The 23,652-nt window shown below is 46.6% G+C and carries 12 protein-coding genes; 5 read left to right on the top strand and 7 right to left on the bottom strand.

Going from position 1 to position 23,652, the window contains the following annotated elements:
- The first annotated feature begins 160 nt into the window (after positions 1-160).
- From QUA34_RS06770 to QUA34_RS06750, 5 genes are all read left to right on the top strand, one after another.
- Positions 161-1,210, top strand: a complete 1,050-nt coding sequence (locus QUA34_RS06770; protein WP_333385112.1) for a TauD/TfdA family dioxygenase — start codon at positions 161-163, stop codon at positions 1,208-1,210.
- Positions 1,211-1,331: 121 nt separating this feature from the next.
- Complete coding sequence (locus QUA34_RS06765) at positions 1,332-4,571, top strand: amino acid adenylation domain-containing protein (protein ID WP_333385109.1); 3,240 nt, start codon at positions 1,332-1,334, stop codon at positions 4,569-4,571.
- Entirely contained in the window at positions 4,568-10,405 is a 5,838-nt protein-coding gene (locus QUA34_RS06760) for an amino acid adenylation domain-containing protein (RefSeq protein ID WP_333385106.1), read from the top strand. The genes QUA34_RS06765 and QUA34_RS06760 overlap by 4 nt, the downstream gene beginning before the upstream one ends.
- Before the next feature lie 64 nt (positions 10,406-10,469).
- Positions 10,470-14,810 (top strand): amino acid adenylation domain-containing protein, encoded by a 4,341-nt coding sequence (locus QUA34_RS06755; protein ID WP_333385103.1) that lies wholly within the window; start codon positions 10,470-10,472, stop codon positions 14,808-14,810.
- A 59-nt stretch (positions 14,811-14,869) separates the two neighbouring features.
- Positions 14,870-16,225, top strand: coding sequence for an aspartate aminotransferase family protein (locus tag QUA34_RS06750; RefSeq protein WP_333385100.1), 1,356 nt, complete (start codon positions 14,870-14,872; stop codon positions 16,223-16,225).
- Between the two features lie 287 nt (positions 16,226-16,512).
- Here the strand turns inward: QUA34_RS06750 and QUA34_RS06745 are convergent, their stop codons facing one another.
- The 7 genes from QUA34_RS06745 to QUA34_RS06715 all read right to left on the bottom strand — a co-directional run bounded on the left by QUA34_RS06745 (position 16,513) and on the right by QUA34_RS06715 (position 23,072).
- Positions 16,513-17,553 (bottom strand): tetratricopeptide repeat protein, encoded by a 1,041-nt coding sequence (locus QUA34_RS06745; protein WP_333085237.1) that lies wholly within the window; start codon positions 17,551-17,553, stop codon positions 16,513-16,515.
- Positions 17,554-18,003: 450 nt separating this feature from the next.
- A complete protein-coding gene (locus tag QUA34_RS06740) occupies positions 18,004-18,777 on the bottom strand; it encodes a BMC domain-containing protein (protein ID WP_333101844.1) in 774 nt (257 codons plus the stop codon).
- A gap of 205 nt (positions 18,778-18,982) precedes the next feature.
- Entirely contained in the window at positions 18,983-19,663 is a 681-nt protein-coding gene (locus QUA34_RS06735) for a carbon dioxide concentrating mechanism protein (RefSeq protein ID WP_333385096.1), read from the bottom strand.
- A gap of 289 nt (positions 19,664-19,952) precedes the next feature.
- The gene (locus QUA34_RS06730; RefSeq protein WP_333322913.1) at positions 19,953-21,590 is read right to left on the bottom strand and encodes a ribulose bisphosphate carboxylase small subunit; all 1,638 of its coding nucleotides are present in this window, start codon (positions 21,588-21,590) and stop codon (positions 19,953-19,955) included.
- Between the two features lie 118 nt (positions 21,591-21,708).
- Positions 21,709-22,014, bottom strand: a complete 306-nt coding sequence (locus tag QUA34_RS06725) for a EutN/CcmL family microcompartment protein (protein WP_006635057.1) — start codon at positions 22,012-22,014, stop codon at positions 21,709-21,711.
- A 308-nt stretch (positions 22,015-22,322) separates the two neighbouring features.
- Positions 22,323-22,664: a carbon dioxide-concentrating mechanism protein CcmK gene (locus tag QUA34_RS06720; protein WP_006635058.1), complete on the bottom strand. Its 342-nt coding sequence runs from the start codon at positions 22,662-22,664 to the stop codon at positions 22,323-22,325.
- Positions 22,665-22,760: 96 nt separating this feature from the next.
- Positions 22,761-23,072 carry a carbon dioxide-concentrating mechanism protein CcmK gene (locus QUA34_RS06715; RefSeq protein ID WP_006635059.1) on the bottom strand — a complete coding sequence of 104 codons (312 nt, stop codon included), beginning with the start codon at positions 23,070-23,072 and terminating at the stop codon, positions 22,761-22,763.
- Positions 23,073-23,652 lie beyond the last annotated feature (580 nt).

The following is a 23,652-nucleotide window of genomic DNA, read 5'->3' as shown; positions in this document are numbered from 1 at the left end:
TATCAATTCCGGTTGCATTGGAATGATTAAACCGCAGAGTACGCAGAGAACGCAGAGGAAGAGAACAGAGAGATGAATAGTTCCGATGCTAATGGATTTGATATCAATCTCTCAGGTTTTTTCGGAAAAAAGGGATAATTTTTTCACCAAACCAAAAACTATGACAAATACAGAAACAAAGAATCTCAATTCCCAAAAGTTAGGAGCAGTTAGGCGAAAAGCCGTCAGCCTATCCTCAGAGGAATTAGTCAAAACCGCCTACCTCCAGCCCGAAAACCTTCTACCTCTAGTTGTTCAGCCAACAGTAGAAAAATTAAATCTCGCGGGTTGGGCTGCGAACAATCGCTCATCAATTGAAACGCAGTTATGGAAGCATGGAGGAATACTTTTTCGAGGCTTTGAAGTCGGCGGGGTGAATGGTTTCGAGCAGTTTATTCAAACTATTGCTGGCGACTTGTTGGAATATTCTTTTCGCTCGACTCCGCGCAGTCAGGTGAGCGGAAATATTTACACTTCCACCGAGTATCCTGCCGAGCAATTCATCCCCCTGCACAATGAAATGGCTTATTCTCGAAATTGGCCGCTGAAAATCGCTTTTTTCTGCGTCAAGAAAGCCGAACAGGGAGGAGAAACTCCGATCGCTAATAGCCGCAAAGTCTTTAATCGCCTCGATTCAAAGATTAGAGAAGACTTCGCACAAAAAAAGGTTATGTATGTGCGAAATTACGGCGGTGGCGTAGATTTACCCTGGCAAAATGTCTTCAATACTGATAGCAAAATTCAGGTAGAAGAGTATTGCCAAAAAGCGGGAATACAGTTAGAATGGAAAAGTGGCGATGGCTTGAGAACTAGGCAAATATGTCAAGCTGTCGCTGAGCATCCAAAAACGCAGGAAATGGTGTGGTTTAATCAAGCTCACCTCTTCCACATTTCCAATCTCGAACCCGCCGTTCGCAAAGAGCTTTTAACTTCTTTTAAAGAGGAAGATTTACCCCGCAATGCTTATTACGGCGATGGCTCGCCCATTGAAGATTTTATATTAGACGAAATTCGTCGCTGCTATCAGCAAGAAACGATTGTTTTCCCTTGGGAAGAAGGAGATGTCTTGCTGCTAGATAATATGTTAACCGCGCACGGACGCACCCCATTCTCTGGTGCGCGTCGGGTTGTTGTGGGGATGGCAGAAGCGTTTAAGCTGCTGTGCATCTAATTTGACAGTCAATTTTTCTCCAATTATTGTGGAACGGGCATCCTGCCCGTCTCTGTATTCAATTTAGATGCGTAGCAGCTTAGCTGTCAAGATATTTAGGCTTATTAAAGGAACTTTAGAAATGCAAAAGGAAACAATCGAAGGGTTTAGACTTTCTCCACAGCAACGGCACCTGTGGGAATTACAGCAAAATAAAAGCCAACAGACTTATCGCGTTCGAGGTGCAATTTTAATTACCGGAAATCTCGACAAAGAGATGCTTAAAAGTGCGCTGCAAAATGTCGTAAATCGGCACGAAATCCTGCGTACTAGCTTTCACTGCTTGTCTGGGATGACACTACCCCTGCAAGCGATCGCCAGCACTGGTAAAATTCCTATCTCGGAACACAATCTGAGCGCTTTGTCTTCAAAAGAACAAGAAGCTAAAATCGCAGCGCTTTTTCAGCAACTAAACCTGCTTCCTTTTGATTTTGAGCGCGGCCCACTTTGGCACATCTCTTTAGTCACTCTCGCCCAAGACAAGCACCTATTGGTGGCGAACTTCTCTGCCTTAATTGCAGATAGCGTCACCCTGAAAAATTTTACCCGCGAACTCAGTCTTTCCTACTCAGCCTGCGCGTGCGGGGAAGAGTTCTCTGATGAGTCAATGCAATATGCCGATATTGCTGAGTGGCAAAATGAGTTACTCGAATCAGAAGAAACGGCAATTGGCAAAGAATACTGGCGAAAGCTGAACATTGAATCTTGGGATTTATTAACGCTTCCTTGGGAAAAGAAGAATTCAGAAGCGGAATTTAAGCCGCTAGTAGAAAGGTTGGAAATTCGGGGTGATTTGTTGAACAGCCTGGAAGCGATCGCCCCAAAGCACAAAAGCGATATTTCTGGCTTCCTGCTGACTTGCTGGCAAATTCTAATTTGGCGGCTTACCAGAGAGCAAAACCCGATAATCGGCGTAGCGATTGACGGCAGAAAATATGAAGAATTAGAACACTCTCTGGGCCTGCTGTGCAAATACTTACCCCTACGATGCCCAGTGCAAGACGAGTTAAATTTCTCACAAGCGAGGCAGCAAGTTGAGCTTAATCTCAACGAAATGTACAACTGGCAAGAATATTTTAGCTGGGAAGAAATCCTAGAAAACGAAAAAAGTAGCAGCTTTTTCCCGGTCTGCTTTGAGTTCCAAGGAGAGCCTAAGAACTATGGTAATTCAGGCGTTTCATTTTCCCTTGTTCGGCAAGATGCCTGCCTAGAGCCATTCAAACTCAAGCTCTCCTGCCTCCGCCTGTGCAATTCCATAAGCGCTGAATTTCACTATGATTCCGCTTTATTTGCTGCGGCAGATATAAAGCGCTTGTCAGAACACTTTCAGGCGCTCTTAGAAAGCATAGTCAAAAATCCAGAAGTCGCTATCAGTCAGGTAGACATACTGAGCGATCGCGATCGTCACCAGCTTCTCATTGACTTTAACCAAACCCAAAAAGATTACCCGAAAAATAAATGCGTTCATCAGCTTTTTGAAGAACAAGCAGAACGCAACCCGGACAAAATTGCCGTCGTCTTTGAAAGTCAACAAATCACCTACCGAGAACTCAACGATCGCGCCAATCAACTCGCCCATTACCTGCAAAACTTGGGAGTTGAACCCGAGGTCGTTGTTGGCATTTGCCTCGATCGCTCATTAGAAACAATCGTAGGAATGCTGGGCGTCCTCAAAGCCGGTGGCGCCTATTTACCCATCGATCCAACGACCCCAATAGAGCGCAAAGCGCTAATGCTAGAAGACGCTCAGGTGAAGGTTTTGCTCGTACAACAGCGGCTCATAGAAAGCCTGCCGAAAACTCAGGCAAATATTGTTTGCATCGATACAGACATTCCCACTGTTTCTGCGTCTTACACCGATCGCGCCTCTTCTGACAATTTAGCTTACGTCATCTATACTTCCGGTTCCACTGGCATCCCCAAAGGAGTCGCGATCGAACACCGGCAACTGCTCAATTACCTGCACAGCATTCAAGAAAAATTAAACCTACCAGCCGATGCCAGTTTTGCTACCGTTTCCACCTTCGCCGCCGACTTAGGAAACACAGCGATTTTCCCCGCCCTTTGTTTCGGCGGTTGCCTGCATATTATCTCCCAAGAACGCGCCACCGATCCAGAGGCACTGAGTGAATATTTCTGCCGCAATTCCATCGACTGCCTCAAAATAGTTCCCTCTCACCTAGCCGCCCTGTTAAATTCCTCTCAACCCAAGTCAATTTTGCCTGGTAAACGGCTTATTTTAGGAGGTGAATCTGCCAACTGGAGCTTAATTAAAACTCTTCGCAATCTGGCTCCCAGTTGCTCAGTATTCAATCACTACGGGCCAACAGAAACAACTGTAGGTGTGCTGACTTATAAAGTCGAATTTGATAAAATTGGCGGCGATTTTGACACAGTTCCACTCGGTCTTCCGATTGCCAACACTCAGATTTATATCTTGGATTCTTACTTGCAGCCGGTGCCGATAGGCGTACCTGGTGAACTGTACATCGGCGGTGATAATTTGGCGCGCGGATATCTTAACCGCCCTGAATTAACCGCAGAAAAGTTTATTCCCAATCCATTTGACACGCAAGCAAAGACGCGACTGTACAAAACCGGCGACTTGGCTCGCTATTTGCCAGACGGAAACATCGAATTTATCGGGCGAATTGACGGCCAAGTAAAAATTCGCGGTTTCCGCATTGAATTGGGAGAAATTGAGGCGGTGCTGGGGCAACATCCAGATATCGCGCAGGCTGTAGTTGTGGCGCGGGAAGATGCGCCTGGTGAAAAGCGCCTCGTGGCTTATTTGATTTCCGAGCAGAAACAAGCACCTACCCACAAGGAAATTCGCAATTTCTTAACGTCAAAATTGCCGGAGTACATGGTGCCTTCTGCTTTTGTGATACTCAAAAGTTTTCCTTTAACTTCTAACGGAAAAATAGACCGACGAGCGCTGCCCGCACCTGACGAAATGCGATCGGAGTTGACAGGAAACTTTGTCGCGCCTCGCACAAATATCGAGGAAGTTTTAGCCGCTATCTGGGCTGAAGTTCTCAAAATTGAAAAAGTCGGCATTTACGACAACTTTTTTGAATTAGGAGGGCATTCCCTATTAGCAACTCAAGTTATTTCCAGAGTGCGCCAAGCATTTCAGGTCGAGTTGCCTTTGCACCGTTTATTTGAGTCGGCCACTGTCGCCGATTTTGCTGTAGCGATCGCGCAAAAGCAAATCGAACAAACAGACAATGAAATGCTCGCTCAGGTGTTAGCAGACCTCGATCAACTGTCAGAAGCACAAATTCAGGAAATTCTCGCCCAGCAAGGAGTCAGCAAATGAGTGATTTAATCGAACGCATCGCGGCTCTTTCTCCCCAAAAGCGCGAGTTGCTGTTGCAGCGGCTCAACCATAAAAAAGAAAACGTTTCGCTAGAAAAAATTCAGCCTCAAAGTCGAGAGTCTAACACTTTTCCTCTGTCGTTTGCTCAACAGCGGTTGTGGTTTTTTGAGCAACTAACTCCAGGCAACTTTACCTATCACATCCTCGCCGGCGTGCGTTTGACGGGAACACTCGACGCGAGAGCCCTCGATCGCAGTCTCAACGAACTTGTCAAGCGTCATGAAGTTTTGCGAACGGCTTTTAAGACAATAAACGGGCAACCCGTTCAGGCGATCGCTTCAAATCTGGAATTGAAAATTTTAGAAAGAGATTTGCGATCGCTTCCTGAAACTGAACGATCTCGCGAAGTTGAACGGTTAATCGCCGCAGAAGCAAAGCTTGCTTTCGATTTGTCACAAGCACCCTTATTGCGTGCCCAATTGCTGCAATTGAGCGATTCAAACTGGGTGCTGCTATTGAGTACGCACCACCTCATTTCCGATGCCTGGTCAATGGGAATATTCATCCAAGAACTCGCCACGTTTTATCAAGCCTTTTGCACTGGCAAACCTTCTCCGCTTCCCGAACTGTCGGTACAGTACGCAGACTTTGCAAGTTGGCAGCGCCAGTGGTTGCAGGGAGAAGTTTTAGAGACGCAGCTTGCTTACTGGAAAAAACAGCTTGGAGGCAATCTCCCTGTACTAAATTTGCCAACCGATCGCCCCCGCTCGGCAGTACAAACCTTCCGAGGTGCGGTGCATAAATTCACCATTCCCAAGGCAATCGCAGAGGAAATGACCCAATTAAGCCAGCGGGAAAAAGCTACTTTATTTATGACCCTACTGGCAGCGTTTAAAACCTTGCTCTATCGCTACACCGGGCAAGAAGATATTTTAGTCGGCTCCCCCATTGCTAACCGCAACCGACGCGAAATCGAGGAATTAATTGGCTTATTTGCTAACACCTTAGTTTTCCGCACCAATCTATCGAGCAACCCGACTTTTAAAGAGTTACTGGGTCGCGTGCGAGAAGTAGCTCTCGGCGCGTATAACCACCAGGATTTGCCCTTCGAGAAACTGGTAGAAATCATACACCACGAACGAGATTTAAGTCATAATCCGCTATTTCAGGTATTGTTTTCTCTGCGAAATGTTCGGACGCCGCAGATAAAATTGCCAGGAGTTACGCTGAGCAATTTAGAAATAGAACGGAAAACGGCGAGATTTGATTTAGCGCTTGACCTGGAGGAAGGATTAGAGGGTATTAATGCAACGCTTGAGTATAGCCAAGATTTGTTTGACGCTAGCACTGCACGGCGGATAGCCGGACATTTTCTAACCTTACTAGAAAGTATAGCTGCTAATCCCGAAGAGTGCCTTTCTAATTTGCCAATGTTGACGAAACCTGAACAGCAGCAACTGCTGTTCGAGTGGAACAATACTCAATCGAATTTTCCGCAAGATAAGTGCATACATGAACTCTTTGAAGCGCAGACCGAGCGGACGCCGGATGCGATCGCTGTCGTCTTTAAAAATGAATATCTGACTTACCGGGAACTGAACAAAAAAGCAAATAATCTCGCAAGTTACTTGCAAAAAATCGGTGTCAACCGAGAAGTTTTGGTGGGAATTTATGTCGAGCGTTCCCTAGAAATGATGGTAGGGCTTCTCGGCATTCTCAAAGCCGGTGGTGCTTATGTTCCCCTCGATCCAGCGTATCCACCAGAGCGCCTTGCCTTCATGCTGGAAGACGCGAAAATTTCCGTGTTACTCACTCAGAAGAAGCTATTAGAAACCCTGCCAAAAAATAGCGCTTCCCTCGTGTTTCTGGATGCAGATTGGGAAGGCATATCGAGCTGCGACGAGCCAGTCGTGGGTTTACAAAATTCCTCCAATTTAGCCTATGTCATCTATACTTCAGGCTCAACAGGTAAACCCAAAGGAGTGCAAATTTCCCACGCCTCTGCCGTTAACTTCTTGAGTTCTATGCGCCAACAACTCGCGATCGCAGATCGAGATATTTGGCTAGCAGTAACATCCTTATCTTTTGACATTGCAGCGCTGGAACTGTTCCTGCCTATTACAACAGGTTCTCGCGTTGTTGTAGCCAGCCGAGAAGTGGCATCTAACGGCGAAAAGCTTTTAGAAACATTAACAAATTCTGGCGCAACCATTATGCAAGCTACTCCAGCGAGTTGGAAAATGCTTTTAGCAGCAGGATGGCAGGGAAACAATCAATTAAAAATACTGTGCGGGGGAGAAGCTTTACCCCGACAACTCGCCAATCAGTTGCTTTTGCGCGGCGCTTCTGTGTGGAATTTATACGGCCCTACAGAAACCACTATCTGGTCTACTCTCTATCAGGTCGATCGCAAAGATGAATCAGTTTCCATCGGTCGCCCGATCGCTAACACTCAAATTTTCATATTAGACCCCTATTTAATGCCGGTTCCCGTTGGCGTATTTGGCGAACTGCACATCGGCGGTGCCGGCTTATCTAGAGGCTATCTAAACCGACCGGAACTGACCGCAGAGAAGTTTATTCCTAACCCCTTTGCAGAAGACCCAATTCATGCTTCATATCGTTTCCGGTTGCATCGGAATCATAAAATCGAGTCAACAGTCAACAGTCAACAGTCAACAATCAACAGTCAACAGTCAACAGTCAACAGTCAACAGTCAACAATCCTTCATCCTTCATCGTTTATTCTTTCAGAACGCCTGTATAAAACCGGGGACTTGGCTCGCTATCTCCCAGATGGAAACATTGAATTTATGGGGCGCAGCGACCACCAGGTGAAAGTTCGCGGATTTCGCATCGAATTAGGCGAAATTGAAGCGGTACTAAGCCAATACCCAGCCGTGCGAGAAGCGATCGCACTGGTTCGAGAGGACAATCCGGGCGACAAGCGTTTAGTAGCTTATATCGTTGCTAACTCAGCACTCAAAACTCAAGACTCAGAACTTATTAAGGATTTGCGCTCTTACCTGAAACAAAAACTGCCGCAGTACATGATTCCCTCAGCGTTTGTTTTATTGGAGTCGCTTCCTTTAACGCCTAACGGAAAAATCGATCGGCGATCGCTAAAAGCACCTGACACAAACACAGCGGAATTCGAGAGCAATTTTGCCGAACCTCGAACTCCCGACGAGCAATTAATAGCAGAAATTTGGGCGGAAGTTCTCGGTTTAGAGCGAGTGGGAATTCACGATAACTTCTTTGAATTGGGAGGTCATTCATTGCTGGCTACTCAGGCGATTTCTCGCCTGCGAGAAGCTTTTCAAGTAGAAGTACCCTTGCGCTCTCTTTTTGAATCGCCTACCGTCGCAACTGTCACCGAAAGCCTCTTGCAATATCGCGCCTCGCAACAACTGAAAGCACCCCCCATCAAGCGGGCGTCAAGGCAGGGAGAATTGCCCCTTTCTTTTGCACAACAACGACTGTGGTTTCTCGACCAATTGCAGCCGGGGAATCCTGCCTATAATATCCCAGCAGCCGTGCGCTTGAAGGGGGCGCTCAATGTAGCGGTTCTAGAGCAAACTTTTCAGGAGATTATCAAGCGACACGAAGCATTGCGGACAACTTTTAATTCGGTGGAAGGACGACCCGCTCAGGTTATTATTTCATCTTTTAAATTCACATTGCCGATCGTAAACTTAAGAGAGTTATCGCAAGCTGAACGAGAAGCCGAGGCAATGCGACTCGCCGCTGAAGAAGCGCGACAGCCTTTTGACCTAACAAAATGGCCGTTACTGCGCGTCACATTGTTACATCTTGACGAGACAGAATACCTGCTGTTAGTGACAGTACACCACATCGTAGCTGATGGCTGGTCGATGGGGGTACTCGTGCGGGAAGTGGCGGCGCTTTATGAAGCTTTCAGCAGTGGCAAACCTTCTCCCCTACCCGAACTTAATGTACAGTACGCAGACTATGCTGTTTGGCAAATAAACTGGCTGCAAGGCGAAGTTCTGGAAGCAAAACTCGCTGACTGGAAGCAGCAGTTGGGTCAAATTTTGCCACCGCTGCAATTGCCAGCACAACAACCGCGTTCTGCTGTTTCTAGCCATCGAGCTGAGATTCAAAATTTCCAGCTTGATAAGCAAGTTTCAGAAGGGCTAAACGCACTCAGTCGGCAACAAAATGTCACCTTGTTTATGACATTGTTGGCAGCACTTCAAACGCTGCTTTATCGCTACACAAATCAAGAAGATATTGTCGTCGGTACTGATCTGGCAAACCGCACACAAGTTGAGACAGAAGCTTTAATTGGTTTCTTTGTCAATATCCTCGTCTTGCGAACCGATATGCGCGGCAATCCTACATTTCGCCAACTGCTCGATCGCGTGCGCGAAGTGACATTAAAAGCTTACACTCACCAAGATTTGCCCTTCGACAAACTGGTAGAAGAACTGCGTCCCGATCGCACCCTGAGTCAGACACCGCTCTTTCAAGTTTTATTCGTCATGCAAAATGCGCCTATGCCGAATTTAGAAATGGCGGGTTTAACTTTAATCCCGGTTGAAGTTGATAGCGGTACGGCTAAATTTGATTTAGCGCTATTTGTGTCGGAAACAGAGACAGGAATTGTCGGCAGTTGGAAGTATAATTCAGACCTATTTGACAGAGAGACGATCGCTCAAATGTCAAATCGCTTTGAAACCCTCCTCGGCAGCATTGTGGCGCAGCCTGACAGCCGTTTAAACACTTTAGAAATTCTCACAGAAGCCCAGAAGCAGAAACAAGCCATGCAAGAATTAAAGCGTGAAAAAAGCAATTTTAGTAAGTTCAAAAGCGTCAAGCCGAAGCCAGTAGCATTGCCGCAAGGCGAATTGATAAAAACGGAGTACCTGCACCCCGACGAACTCTTTCCTTTAGTAGCAAAACCCGCAGTAGCCGATGTCGATATCGCAGACTGGGCGAACAATAACCGCGAATTTATAGAGGCAAAATTGCTACAGCATGGAGGGATTCTTTTTCGAGGGTTCACCGGCCCTGTTGTTGCCGCATTCGAGCAGTTTGCACTCTCAATTTGTTCGGAATTATTTGGGGAGTACGGGGATTTGCCACGCGAAGGAGTTAGCGGAAAAGTTTATGGTTCAACTCCTTACCCAGCAGATAAAGCTATCTTATTTCACAGCGAGAGTTCGCACCTGCACCGCTGGCCGATGAAAATCTGGTTTTTCTGCGTTCAGCCAGCGCAAGAAGGTGGAGAAACGCCGATTGTTGACTGCCGTAAAATTTACCAGTTGCTAGACGCGAAACTCCGAGAAAAATTTGCCCAAAAGCAAATTATGTACGTCCGTAACTACACAGACGGACTGGATGTAAGCTGGAAAGATTTTTTCCAAACAGAAGACAAATCCGTGGTTGAGGAATACTGCCGGCAAGCTGGGATGGAATTTGAGTGGAAAGCAGGAAATAATTTGAGAACTCGCAAAATTCGCCCCGCAATTGCCAAGCACCCAAAAACCCAAGAAATGGTATTTTTCAATCAACTTCCCTTGCACCACATTTCCTGCTTAGATGCGGCAACCCGCGCTTCCTTGCTCTCTGTTTTTAGAGAAGAGAACCTCCCCCGCAATGTTTATTACGGTGACGGCACTCCTATTGAAGACTCGGTAATGGAAGAAATTCAGGCAGTGTACAGGGAAGCTGCTGTTAGTTTTCCCTGGCAAGCAGGAGACATCTTAATGCTAGATAATATGCTTGCCGCTCACAGTCGCAATCCATTTATCGGTTCGCGAAAAATTGTTGTAGCGATGGGCGAAATGATTCCTGAATCAGAAATTTAATTCCCTATCATCTCTTCCCGGCAAAGGTAACGAGAATAAAGTAGTGCTTTGATAAATAGGAACAATGCAAACAATTAATGGATTTCGGCTTTCACCGCAGCAAAAATATCTGTGGCTGTTGCAGCAAGACAGCCCTGCTTATCGCATTCAATCCGCTATTTTGATCGAGGGAAGTCTTCAAACCTATCGCCTAAAGAAAGCTTTAGAAAAAGTTAGCGATCGCCACGAAATTCTCCGCACAAGCTTTCAGGGAAAAACCGGGCTAAAAATTCCTATACAAGTTATCTCCGAACATAGCTCGGTTTCGTGGAACTCGGTTAACTTGAGGGAAGTGACTCCCCAGGAGCAAGAAGCAAAACTAGAAGATATTTTTCAGCAAGAAAAGAGCGCTTTATTCAACTTCGATCGCAATCCTGTTTGGCGCTTGTCTTTAATTACACTTTCATCTGAGAGGCATATTTTACTGGTTAGTTTGCCCGCACTGTGCGCCGATAGTCGCACACTAAAAAATCTGGTTCAAGAAATCAGCCAGTGCTATGCCGCCTGCCTTCACGGCGAAGAAATTACCGATGAAGTTGTGCAATACATTCAATTTTCAGAATGGCAAAATGAATTGCTCGAAGATGAGGAAGCGGCGGAGGGCAAAGAATACTGGACTGGGCATAATTATTCAGCGCTAGCGAGTTTAAGGTTGCCGTTGGAAAATAGATTAATTAACGCGCCAGCTCAATTTACTCCCCAAGCTTTTGAGGTCAAATTAGAGTTAGCGTTGCTGGTTCAAGTGGAAGCGATCGCCCGCCAGTACAACACCTCACTTTCTACATTTTTGCTCGCTTGCTGGAAAATTTTGATCTGGCGGCTGATTGGCCAATCAGAGATCGCTGTTGGCGTGGCATTCGACGGTCGAAAATACGAAGAACTAGAGCCAGCGCTTGGGCTGTTTGCCAAATTTTTACCGCTGCGGGGCCAACTAACAGAAAACTTTTCCTTCGCGGAAACCTTGCAGCAAATTCAGCAGCAAGAACGCGAAGCATACAAGTATCAAGAATATTTCTCCCCCGAAGATATAGGCAACTCTTCGGGCTTTCCATTTGGTTTCGAGTTTGAGGAACACCTCGAAAAGCATTCGGCTAGTGGCGTAGATTTTTCGATTTACAAGCAGTATGCGTGCTGCGATCGCTTCAAAGTTAAACTCTCTTGCCACCGCCAAAATGACTCGCTCGCCGCTGAGTTTCACTACGATCCTATCTTCCTGGCAGACAACAGTATCCGGTGCTTGGCAGAGCAATTTTACGCCTTGGTGCAAAGTGTAGCCACCAACCCACAAACCGCAATCGACAAGCTCGAAATGCTGAGCGATCGCGCCCGACATCAATTATTAGTAGAATTCAACAGCACAAAAGCAGATTACCAGCTCGATAAGTGCGTTCACCAGCTATTTGAAGAACAAGCAGAGCGATGGCCGCACCGCATAGCTGCTGTTTGTGAAAATCAGCAAATTACCTACAGCGAACTCAACGCCCGCGCTAACAAAATCGCCCATTACTTGCAGCAATTAGGCATAAAACCAGAGGTGATTGTCGGCATTTGCGCCGATCGCTCTTTAGAGGCGATCGCTGGAATTCTAGGCATCCTCAAAGCAGGTGGCGCGTACCTACCGCTCGACCCAGCCATGCCCACAGAGCGCCTAGCATTGCTGGTGCAAAATGCTCAGACTCCTGTGCTGTTAACGCAACAGCATCTCATCAAAAATTTGCCGGAAACTCAGGCACATATCGTCTGCTTAGATACAGACCTCCCCTCTTTTTCTCCTACTACTTTCGTCTCTGCTTCTCCTGAAAATTTAGCTTACATTATCTATACCTCCGGTTCCACCGGCACCCCCAAAGGAGTCGCCATTGAACACCGACAACTGCTCAATTACCTGCACGGAATTCAGGAAAAATTAAACCTGCCATCAGGTGCAAATTATGCCACCGTTTCTACCTTCGCCGCCGACTTGGGAAACACCGTTATTTTTCCGGCTTTGTGTTCGGGTGGATGCCTGCACATCATCTCTCAAGAACGCGCAACCGATTCAGAATCAATGGGCGCTTATTTTCAGCAACATTCTATCGATTGTCTGAAAATTGTTCCCTCTCACTTAAAAGCTTTGTTGAGCGCTTCTAACGCCTCGCAAATCTTGCCGAAAAAGCGATTAATTCTCGGCGGTGAGCCTTTGATGTGGAATTTAATTGAAACAATTCAGAAATACAATCCAGACTGTTCGATCTTCAACCATTACGGGCCGACAGAAACAACTGTAGGCGTGCTGACTTATCAGGTAAAAATGCAAGGCGATCGCATTTCCCAGACAGTTCCTTTAGGTCGCCCGCTACCCAACACGCAGATTTATTTGCTCGATTCGCACTTGCAGCCAGTTCCTGTAGGGGTAGCCGGTGAATTATATATTGCTGGGGCGGGATTGGCTCGCGGCTATCTAAACCAACCAGAACTCACTGCAGAAAAATTTATTGGCAATTCATTGACTCAGGAACCGGAAACTCGACTTTACAAAACTGGCGACTTAGCTCGCTATTTGCCAGACGGAAATATAGAATTTATCGGTCGCGTCGATCGCCAAGTAAAGCTGCGAGGTTTCCGCATTGAATTAGGGGAAATTGAGGCGGGGCTGTCTCATCATCCCTCTGTACGCGAGGCAGCCGTTTTACTTCAGGAAAATGAACCGGGAAATCAGCGTTTAGTCGCCTATATCGTTTCTCACTCAAAACTCAGCGTTCAGGAATCACAACTAATTGAAAACCTGCGTTCATTCCTCAAAGAAAAGCTGCCCGAATACATGATACCTTCTGCTTTTGTGGTTCTGAAAGCGCTGCCACTGAATCCCAATGGCAAAATAGACCGTCAAGCGCTTCCTGCACCGTCCATAGCAGCCAATTTTACAGATACGTTTGTAGGCCCTCGCACTCCCGGTGAGGAGATTCTTGCCGGAATTTGGAGCCAGCTTCTCAACCTTAAAAAGGTAGGAATTCACGACAATTTCTTTGACTTGGGGGGCCACTCATTACTGATTACTCAGTTGTTAGCCAAAGTGCGAGAATCTTTTCAGGTGGAATTGCCTTTGCGCGTTTTGTTTGAAGCTCCTACTGTAGCTGGTTTAGCTGAAAAAATCGAAATGCAACAAGGGGGCAACACAGCGGGCGATCGCACTACAAGTTTCGATATTAACGCTGAAGTTGTTTTAGACCAGGCAATTCGCCCTGCAACTCCATTGAGCGAGCCAAAAACTGAACCAGCTTGCATTTTTTTAACAGGGGCGACGGGCTTTTTGGGAGCATTTTTACTCCGCGACCTCTTGCAACAAACTCAAGCAGAAATTTATTGCCTAGTCCGTTCTGCCGATGCAGAATCAGCCAAAAAACGGATTCAAAGCAGCCTTGAATCCTATTTAATTTGGGATGAAAGTAGCAGCGCTCGCATTATCCCAATTGCTGGAGATTTGTCTCAACCACTTTTGGGGCTTTCCGAGGAGCAGTTCCAAGTTTTAGCCAGTAAAATTGATGTCATTTACCACAATGGCGCGTTTGTCAAGTTTACTTATCCCTACTCTGTTCTCAAACCCGCTAACGTTTTGGGGACGCAGGAAGTTCTGAGATTGGCGAGTCAAAGTAAGCTAAAACCAGTGCATTTAATTTCTACAATTTCCGTTTTCTCGGCAAGGGGAGAATCTGGGATTAAGGTCGTGCGAGAGGAGGATGAACTCACTCCGGGAGAGGGTCTAAAAGGCGCTTACACTCAGACGAAGTGGGTGGCAGAAAAGTTAGTAGAGGTCGCGCGCGATCGGGGAATTCCTGTTAGCATTTACAGGCCAGGCCGCATTTCTGGGGACAGCCAAACAGGGGCCTGCAATCCCAGCGATTTACTGTACAGGTTAATGGCTGGTTGCGTGCAGCTTGGATGTGCGCCCGATGGCGATAAGCTGATGAACGTAGCGCCTGTTGACTATGTGAGCCGAGCGATCGTTCATCTTTCGAGCCACAAAGAATTGCTCGGAAAAACTTTTCATTTAGTCAACACTCAGTCGTTTCAAATGAGTGAATTGCTTGGCTGGATTGGCTCAATGGGTTATCCAATCAAACGAGTTTCTTCTGAGACTTGGCAAGCAGAAATAATCAATCGCGCTGGAAATTCTCCCGATCATGCTTTGTACCCGCTAGTCGGTCTTTTCTCCGAAAAAGTTTCTGAAGCGGAAATGCCACAATCAGGAACGCTACATTTCGATTGCCAAAATACGCTAGATGGACTTGCTACCACTGACATCACCTGTCCCCAAGCGGATGCGAATTTGTTTCGCACTTACTTTTCCTATCTCGCGGATTGTGGCTTGATAGGTAGCCGCAATTAAAACCTGTAAGGGCGCAAAGCATTGCGCCCCTACCTGACTCAATCTCTGGAGAATTCAAAATGAACGAACAATTGCAGCAAAGACACATGAAAGCGCTCATAGATCGCTACACCGATCGCACAAAGACCTCTAAGAATTTCGCGCAAAAATACCGTCCGGTTCTCGCTGACAATCGGGCTTCAGATGGGTTTCGCTTTCCCGTCAAGGAGATGTTTTATCCCATTGTAGCCGATCGCTCCCTTGGCTCTAAAATGTGGGATGTTGATGGCAACGAATACATCGATATCACAATGGGATTTGGCATCAATCTTTTCGGTCATAATCCGCCCTTTATTAAAGAAGCCCTATTAGAGCAACTCGATCGCGGCGTGCAAATTGGCGCACAAGCAGACCTTGCCGGAGAAGTTGCGGAATTAATCTGCGAATTAACGGGAATGGAGCGCGTCGCTTTTTCTAATACCGGCACTGAAGCAGTGATGGCAGCTCTACGATTAGCTAGAGCGGCAACTAAACGCAATAAAATTGCTTTGTTTTCTGGTTCTTATCACGGTCATTTTGACGGAACTCTCGCAGTTGTAAAAAAGATAGATGGCGATTTACGCACCATTCCAAAAGCGCCAGGAATTCCCGCTAATTTTATTGAAGATGTTTTAGTTTTGGATTACGGAAGCCCTGATGCCCTGGAAATTATCAAAGCTCATCAGCACGAATTAGCGGCGGTTCTCGTGGAGCCGGTGCAAAGCCGCCGTCTCGATTTGCAACCCAAAGAATTTCTCCACCAACTCAGGCAATTAACAAAAGAATCAGAAATTGCGCTGATTTTTGATGAAATGGTTACTGGTTTCCGAATTCATCAAGGCGGGGCGCAGGCGTGGTTTGGCATTGAGGCAGATATTGCAACTTACGGTAAAATTGTCGGGGGCGGTATGCCCATTGGAGTTATCGCTGGAAAAGCTGCTTATATGGATAAAATTGACGGCGGTTTGTGGAACTACGGCGATGATTCCTACCCCCAGGTAAAAACAACAATTTTTGCCGGCACTTTTTGCAAGCACCCACTTGCTCTGGCCGCGGCGCGTTCCGTGCTGCGCTATCTTAAAAGTCAAGGCCCAGCCCTTCAGCAGCAGTTGAATCAGCGAACTTCGCAGCTAGTTGAAACCCTGAATGCTTATTTCAAAGAAAATGAAGTCTCTGTCTGGCTTGTAAATTTCGGATCGCAATTTCGCGCTGCTGCATCCGTTGAGATAGATCCGCTACTTTTTCACTTACTCGAAAAGCGTATTTTCATATCGGAAGGTCGTAGCTGCTTTCTCTCCACCGCCCACACTCATGAAGACACAGAGTGCATTATTCAGGCGGTTAAAGAGAGCATTCAAGAAATGCGCGAAGGAGGCTTTTTCCCGACTCAACAATAAACTTGGTTTGTGATCTCGTGCATTTTTAACGGAATCAGATTTAACTCACCTCCGAACCTCAATTTTCAGGAATGGAGAACTGGGTGAGCATTAGGGACAGAAATTATTGAATATTTCTACTTACCATTGTCTCGGATGATTCACTTTGATCTACTCAATCCATGTAGGCTGCCCGTTGGGGGTTGCGGAATTTGGGTTTAAATGTCTGTGCGTTGCATCTGCGGTTTCCTCGCTCAAAGATTGAGGCAATAAGTCTAATGAATAATGGCTACTGACTACTTACTAAATCAATCATTAATAAATTCACCTTCACAGATAATCGAGTCTCTGTTCTCCAAATCTTCTTGATTCCAGACCGCGTTTAATGCTGCGGAACTTAAGGAAGTTGACATCGTATTTAAGGTTGTATTGTAGTATTCGACAGCATTATTAAGTTCTACCTGCGGCGCTTCCTTAAAGTACGAATTAATATCAGGCGTGCACCGCTGGGCCTGGTAGTATACATAAGCTTCCGCATTAATGCACATTACGTGGTAAAAATCCTTATTTGCTGCCGTCACATCTCCAAGTTTATACAGTGCTAAACCCCGGTTGAGATAAGCTTTAACATAGTTCGGATCGAGTTCTACTGCTTTGTCAAAGTCTTCAATTGCAAGCTGCATTTGTTTTAATTTATAGCGAACGCAACCTCTGTTATAATAGGCATAAACATTTTGTGGATCGATGGCGAGTGCAATGTTGTAATCGGCCATCGCCTGCGTATTGTCTCCTAATTGGTGGTAACAGAGACCTCGATTTATGTAAGCTTTGATATATTTAGGATTCAACCGCAGCGTTTCATTAAAGTTTTCCGTTGCTGCCTCTTTTTCTCCCAAAAGGTAGTAAGCGCGCCCCCGGTTGTAATAGGTTTTATAATTGTTGGAATTGATAGATAGAGCTCGATTGTAGTCTTCTATTGCTTCTTCGTAATTTCCTAAATTAGCAAGTACAAGTCCCCGGTTGTTGTAGATAGCGTGGCTGTTAGGCTTATTTGCTAAAGCGCAGTTGAGATCTTCAATGGCTTTTTCGTGTTCTCCGAGATGACGCCAAGCATTGCCTCGATTCAAGTAAGCCTCGAACAAATTAGGATTGATATCTAGGGCTTGGCTGAGGTCGGCGATCGCTTTTTGGTAGTCTTTCATGTAATAGTAAACCAAGCCGCGATTGTTATAGGCTTTGGCATCGGCGGGATTGAGCTGCAGTATCTGATCGAAATCCTCAAGTGCCGCTTCATAGTTTCCTTTCTTGGCGCTGTGCAAACCGCGCTTGTAAAATTGTTTGAGGTTCATAGGTCAACTTTCAAGAGTGCTTGATTCTGGGGGTTGATTCCTGTGCAGTCAGTTTTGAGTTCGACAGCCGTTCATCTGTTGAAAGAGCATCCACCTGCGGTTAGATTAACTCTTAAATGATTCCCGGCAATCTACCGTAAACAGGATTTTTGGTTTATTTTAACAGTAGTTAAATCCTGTTGAAAGGCTCTGCACGTCGGCTGGATTTACTTATTAGTCAGTTCGATTGTTTACCCGATCGACTTAATCTCAAAAGTCTAGTTTTACTTGGTGCTCTGTGTCTCTTGATGCGGCGGCGATCGGCTCGATCGCCAAATTAAGTTTGAGACCGCTACTCAGTATAAATTGTTACCAGCCGTCCTACCGAGTAAACTCTATATTTTTTTGACAAACTTCGTCTCAGTATTTGCTGCCGTACGTCTCTACAAACTTTTGTTGCCTAATTACCAATTACCGATTGATTTCCTCTTCCACATAAACTCTCAATTTCTCCAAATCGGGAAGTTCAATCAATTCTTGTTCCTTTTCCTTAACCGACACAGGCATCATCACCGGTTTACGCTGCTCGATCCAGCAACTCGCCAGCGGTAAAGTTTGTTCCAAATCTTCCAAAGGCCTCGGAATTACCATCACCGCGTTCAACTCGCCAATTCGCTCAGCTTCGTACATTCCGGCCTCTACGGCTACTGCTACATCTGCTACTGCACCGCGAATAATTGCCGTGCACAAACCGGCGCCTATTTTCTCGTAAGCTGCTAAGTGTACGTCTGCGGATTTGAGCATAGCATCGCAAGCACCGACCATTGCCGGAAATCCCCGGGTTTCGAGCAAACCGATCGCCTGATTGCTAAGCCGAGAATAACTGCCTTTTTCCGAAAGTTCAGTCAGCCGAAAGCCGATCGGCAAAACCACTTCCAAATTAGCCAAAGGTCTAGCAATCACCAACTTAGAAACAAACTGCCCGAACTGTTCGGCAGTTTGAGCTCCAGCTTCCACAGCCAAACGCACATCCGAAATTCTGCCCCGGACGATCGCGGTACAGTGACCGGAACCAATTTTTTCGTATCCTACTAAAATCACTCCTGCCGACTTCAGCATCATGTCAGCAGTCCCCACAATTGCCGGAAAACTCTTGGTGGATACCAAACCCAAAGCAGTGTCTTTGAAGTATTCCTGGCGCTGCGATCGCTCTTCGTGACTGTTACGATCTGTTTGTCCGTCCATCTTCTATTACCCTTAGAAACTTCCCAAAATAAAAATTTGTTGATAGTTTATAGTTTCTCAGATGAGAAGACAGACTGCACGAGCTACAAGACACAGATTGCTACGGCAAGGCCTGACAAATTGCTGAGCTACCAATAATATGAGATTACCTATTTATATTTGATCTTTCTGCCTTCAGCATAGCTGCCTTTTGCCGAAATGACGGCTACCCGGAACCGCCCGATAGAGTTTGGCCGTTTTCCTCCGATCGATTAAAAGCTTGTCGGTGCGGAAACAGTGTCCCCAACAGCCGATTGATGTGAGCTTGACCGTAGAGAATAGTCGGCGTTTCCCCTGGTTGGGGCGGATCTGCGGCGGTGGATTCCGGCGGGTCTGGGGCCGTCTCCGGCGCAGTTTGAGGCGGTGTTTCGGGGGGTTGTGGCGGCTCGATCGGCTCGATCGGTCGATCGACTGGTGGCGTAGTGGCTTCGGGGGTTTCTGGTGATGTTGGCGCTGTTTTTGGCGCTGTTGCGGTTGCTTCTTCTGAGGCGGCTTGGCGGCTGGTATCTCCGAGTAGAGAACCTGCTGCCATAATTTGCATTTTGTCAATACAAGGATTGATTAGGGTGGTCGCGGCGCCAATACAGGCATTTTCCCCGATCGTTCCCGCACCTACCACCAGCACTCCTGCACCAAGAATAACGCCCGCCGCAATTTCCAGAGTACCTTCACGGGCGTGAAGGATAACTCCCATACCGATACAGGCCCCGGCGGCGATCGAGATCCGGCTTCCGGGATCTGCTTGCAGGATTGCTCCAGGGGCGATCGCCGCACCCTCATTCACAACTACATCGCCACTCATCAAAATCTGAGAGTTGCTACTTAATTGCAGTGGCGATAAATACATTCAACTTCACCATGAAAGGAGCGATTTTTTTAGATCAAAGGACTTTAAATTATGGGTTTTTTCGACTAATAAATTTAACCATGTCAATCTAAGAAACGATAATTTACTAATACTGAGAAGATTGATGCTTTAACGTTTTCTAGAAAGTTCCAGAAGATTCTAGATTTTGACCAACCCTTCTCAATCGAGCTTTTTAACTATCTCAAATCCAACTTTAATCCGCTTGGATTTCTCCCGTGGGCACCTGTGCGAGGGCTTAACGGGAGAAACAAGCTAATTACCAGGCAAATTAAGGTCGTTGGATAATTTCTTCGAGTACCCGGCGCTTCGCCTTGGAGTCGATACCCAGCAAACGGACGTACTCGCCACTGTGTTCTTTGAGACAGCTTTCGAGGGCAGAAATCACTTCGGATTCGCGGTTGGATGCGATCGGGGCGCAACTGCTCCAAGAACCGGTGCGGAAGCGGCGCGCGTCGGCGTGTTCCGTGCCAATTTTGTAGCCTTGGGAAAGCAGGTTGCGGATTTGGTCGATCGTCTTGCCTGTCAAACTGCCGCTACTGGCCGAACCAGTCGAAGCTGCTTTGTATCCCGAGGTTGCTGCCGGCTTAGCCGATTGAGCAACTGGGCCGTCGGGACGCTGAATAATTTCTTCAACCACGCGCCGCTTAGCTTTCGGGTCAATCCCGATCAAGCGCACGTATTCGCCCGGGTACTCGTTCATCACAGCTTCCAAAGCGGCGATCGCCTCAGATTCGTTTCTGACTTGCAGCGAAGCCCCGCTTTGCCAAGAACTGGTGCGGAAGCGGCGCGCGTCGGCGTGTTCCGTGCCAATTTTGTAGCCTTGAGCTAGCAAGCCGCGAACCTGAGTCACTGTTTCGGCACTCAATTTTCCGCTTGACACGGAACCGCTATTGTGGTATGAAGCTTGTTGTGCAACTTTACCGTTAGATTGGTGAGTTTTCGCACCGTTAGAACCGTTAGAGCCGTTGTCTCCCGGTCTTTGGACGATTTCTTCTAGTACGCGGCGCTTGGCTTTGGTGTCAATCCCAATCAAGCGGACGTATTCTCCTTGGTGTTCAGCCATGCAAGCTGACAAAGCCGCGATCACTTCTGAGTCACGGGTTGAGGAAATCGGGCCGCAAGTACGCCAAGAACCGGTCCGGAAGCGGCGTGCGTCGGCGTGTTCGGCTCCCACGCTGTATCCTTGAGCTAGTAAATTACGAATGCTATCGGCAAGAGTTGAACTCAATTGGGTGCCGGCATGGGTAGAATATTTGGTTTGAGTCATATTTGGGTTTTTAGTTTGCTCGTTGCGAATTGGTGCTAGACAGGCGATGTTCTCAGCGCAGCGATAACCCGTTCTCAGAGCGTCATTGATGCCGATGACATGGGTCGCAAATTGAATGTCAGAATCTTGAACGTCAGGCAAGCGATCGGCTTGCTTCTGATTAGTGATGATGGCTCCCGAAGGTACGTACTTACCGGGGGGAATCTCCACATCTTTAATTAGTACGTGCATCATGACAATGCAGCCGTTGCCCACTCTGGCATTGAACACCGTGGAGCGAAAGCCGATAAAGCAGTTGTCGCCCACGTAGGCCGGGCCGTGAATTAAACTCATGTGGGTGAGGGAAGTATTTTTCCCCACCCACACAGAATAAGATTTGTCGTCGTCTCCTGTGACTCGGCCTTGTTCTAGGCCGTGAATCACTACTCCGTCTTGAATGTTGCTTCCTTGTCCGATATAAAAAGGAGTACCTTCATCGGCGCGGATAGATGTCCCGGGGGCAATCATCACATTAGAACCGATCTGCACATCCCCAATAATGTTAGAAAAGGAATGTACGAAGGCGGTGTCGTGAATTTTAGGCTCAGCCAAGTTTTTCGACCAAGGCGTCGGGGGAGCCGCAACGTTGCGGACTGCCATAAATTAAGTTCTCCTAAACTGAAAAATCTTTTTGTTAGTTGTTAGTTGTTAGTTGTTAGTTGTTAGTTGTTAGTTGTTAGTTATTTTTCCACTAACTGCTAACTGCTAACGCTTGCAACTAGCCGTACGGGTCGTCTTTTTTACTGTAAATGAGGCGGTTTTCTACATTGACAGTATCTATAATGCCTACTACTAGAGCATCGATCGGACGGTTTTCGCTTCCGGGCGCGATCCGGGCTGCGCTGCCTCGGGTCACTAAAACCCATTCATCTATACCAGCGCCCACACAGTCAGCGGCTACCTCATAGCCGGGAACTGGCGAACCTTCCTCATCGATGAATTGCAGCAGTAGAAATTTCGATCCTCTCAGCGTCGGCTCTTTTTGGGTACTGACAACTGTGCCGAGAACTTTGGCCATTTGCATTTTAGGTAATAGGTAATAGGTAATTGGTAATTGTCATTTTTACAGGGTCACTTGTCTTTTTTTTATTAGTTTTGCTCAGTCCGCTGTCCGCCGTTTAGAGTTATTCGTCTAGTAACTAATGACTCATGACTCATGACTCATGACTAATGACTAATGACTAATGACTCATGACTAATAACCAATATCCCATGCCCACCTCAATTAAAAATTAAAAATGCTAAATCAAAAACATCGCGATTTTTAATTTTTAATTACCAAACGCCCCTAACAGCCGTGAAGCGAAGCTATCCCGTAGGGAATCGCCTATCTTATGATCTGTTGAGAGGGCGAATGCCGCTGACGCCTTCACGGAACTGTTCTACAGCTTCGGTGTAGCGAATCGGCAACACGTACTCTAAGTTTTCGTGAGGGCGGGCGATAATGTGGGTGGACATCACTTGTCCGCCGTTAACGCGCTTCACTGACTCTACTCCGGCTGCGACAGAAGCTTGCACTTCCGAGACATCTCCTCTTACAATGACCGTAACCCGAGCGCTACCGATTTTTTCGTAGCCTACCAAGGTGACGCGGGCTGCTTTGACCATCGCGTCAGCGGCTTCTACCACTGCGGGGAAGCCTAGGGTTTCGATCATGCCAACTGCAATTGCCATTGGTTTTACTCCTGATTGAATATTTGGGGAACTAAACAGTTAATTTTTGACGATCGCACAAATTTTCTTTTAAGAAAACTTTTGTGCGCTAAGAACTTAGTAGCCTCGGAACTGTTCTACTGCTTCTGTATATCGAATCGGCAGAACGTATTCTAGGTTTTCGTGGGGGCGAGCGATGATGTGGGTAGAGACGACTTCTCCGCCGTTCACACGCTTGACGGATTCCACTCCTGCTGCGACTGAGGCTTGGACTTCCGACACGTTGCCGCGCACAATTACGGTGACGCGGGCGCTGCCGATTTTTTCATAACCCACAAGGGTAACGCGGGCAGCTTTGACCATAGCATCGGCAGCTTCCACAACAGCGGGAAAACCTTTTGTCTCAATCATTCCCACGGCAATTGACATTTTTGAATCTCCTTTGAGGATGAGCGAAATTACCGTTACAAATCTTTGAGAAATCTAAAAATTTGGACGGGGAGGCCCACATTTTTTAGTAATGCAGTGTAAAGCTTCCTATCCTATAAGAATAGGGGAAGGTGTCCACCTTGACAATATAAACTAACATCATAATGTTTAATAACAAAAATTAAAATTTTTTATGTTACTTAAAATAATTTAATATTTATTTAATAATCTTAATATTTAGAGGGATAGATACCGAGAGCTAGGGGGGGATTAAAGTAAGTAAGAATACTCATCAAGTAGAGTTCGGTATGCGAAGCCGGAGCTGATCGCTGGCGGGAAACTAGGGGATTTCAAAATGGGGATCGCAGGGAAATCGGCAAAAAAGGCAGTCTTGGCCCATCGGCAGGCATTTTTTTCTTTGACTGCCTCCTCTGCTCAGCCTATAATTTTGTGTTGAGATAATTATCAGTTTTGATGCTTTCATGTATAGTTAATCTGGACTGCAAATTATTTTGCCACAACTATACGATCGGGTTTAGTCAAAGTTTTAGGGCCTCGCGCGATCGCCCGCGACTGTTTT

It is taken from the genome of Microcoleus sp. POL10_C6 (assembly GCF_036701585.1).
GTDB lineage: Bacteria > Cyanobacteriota > Cyanobacteriia > Cyanobacteriales > Microcoleaceae > Microcoleus.
Note: the sequence above shows the minus strand (reverse complement) of the source record. Positions and strands in the feature narration are given on the sequence as shown.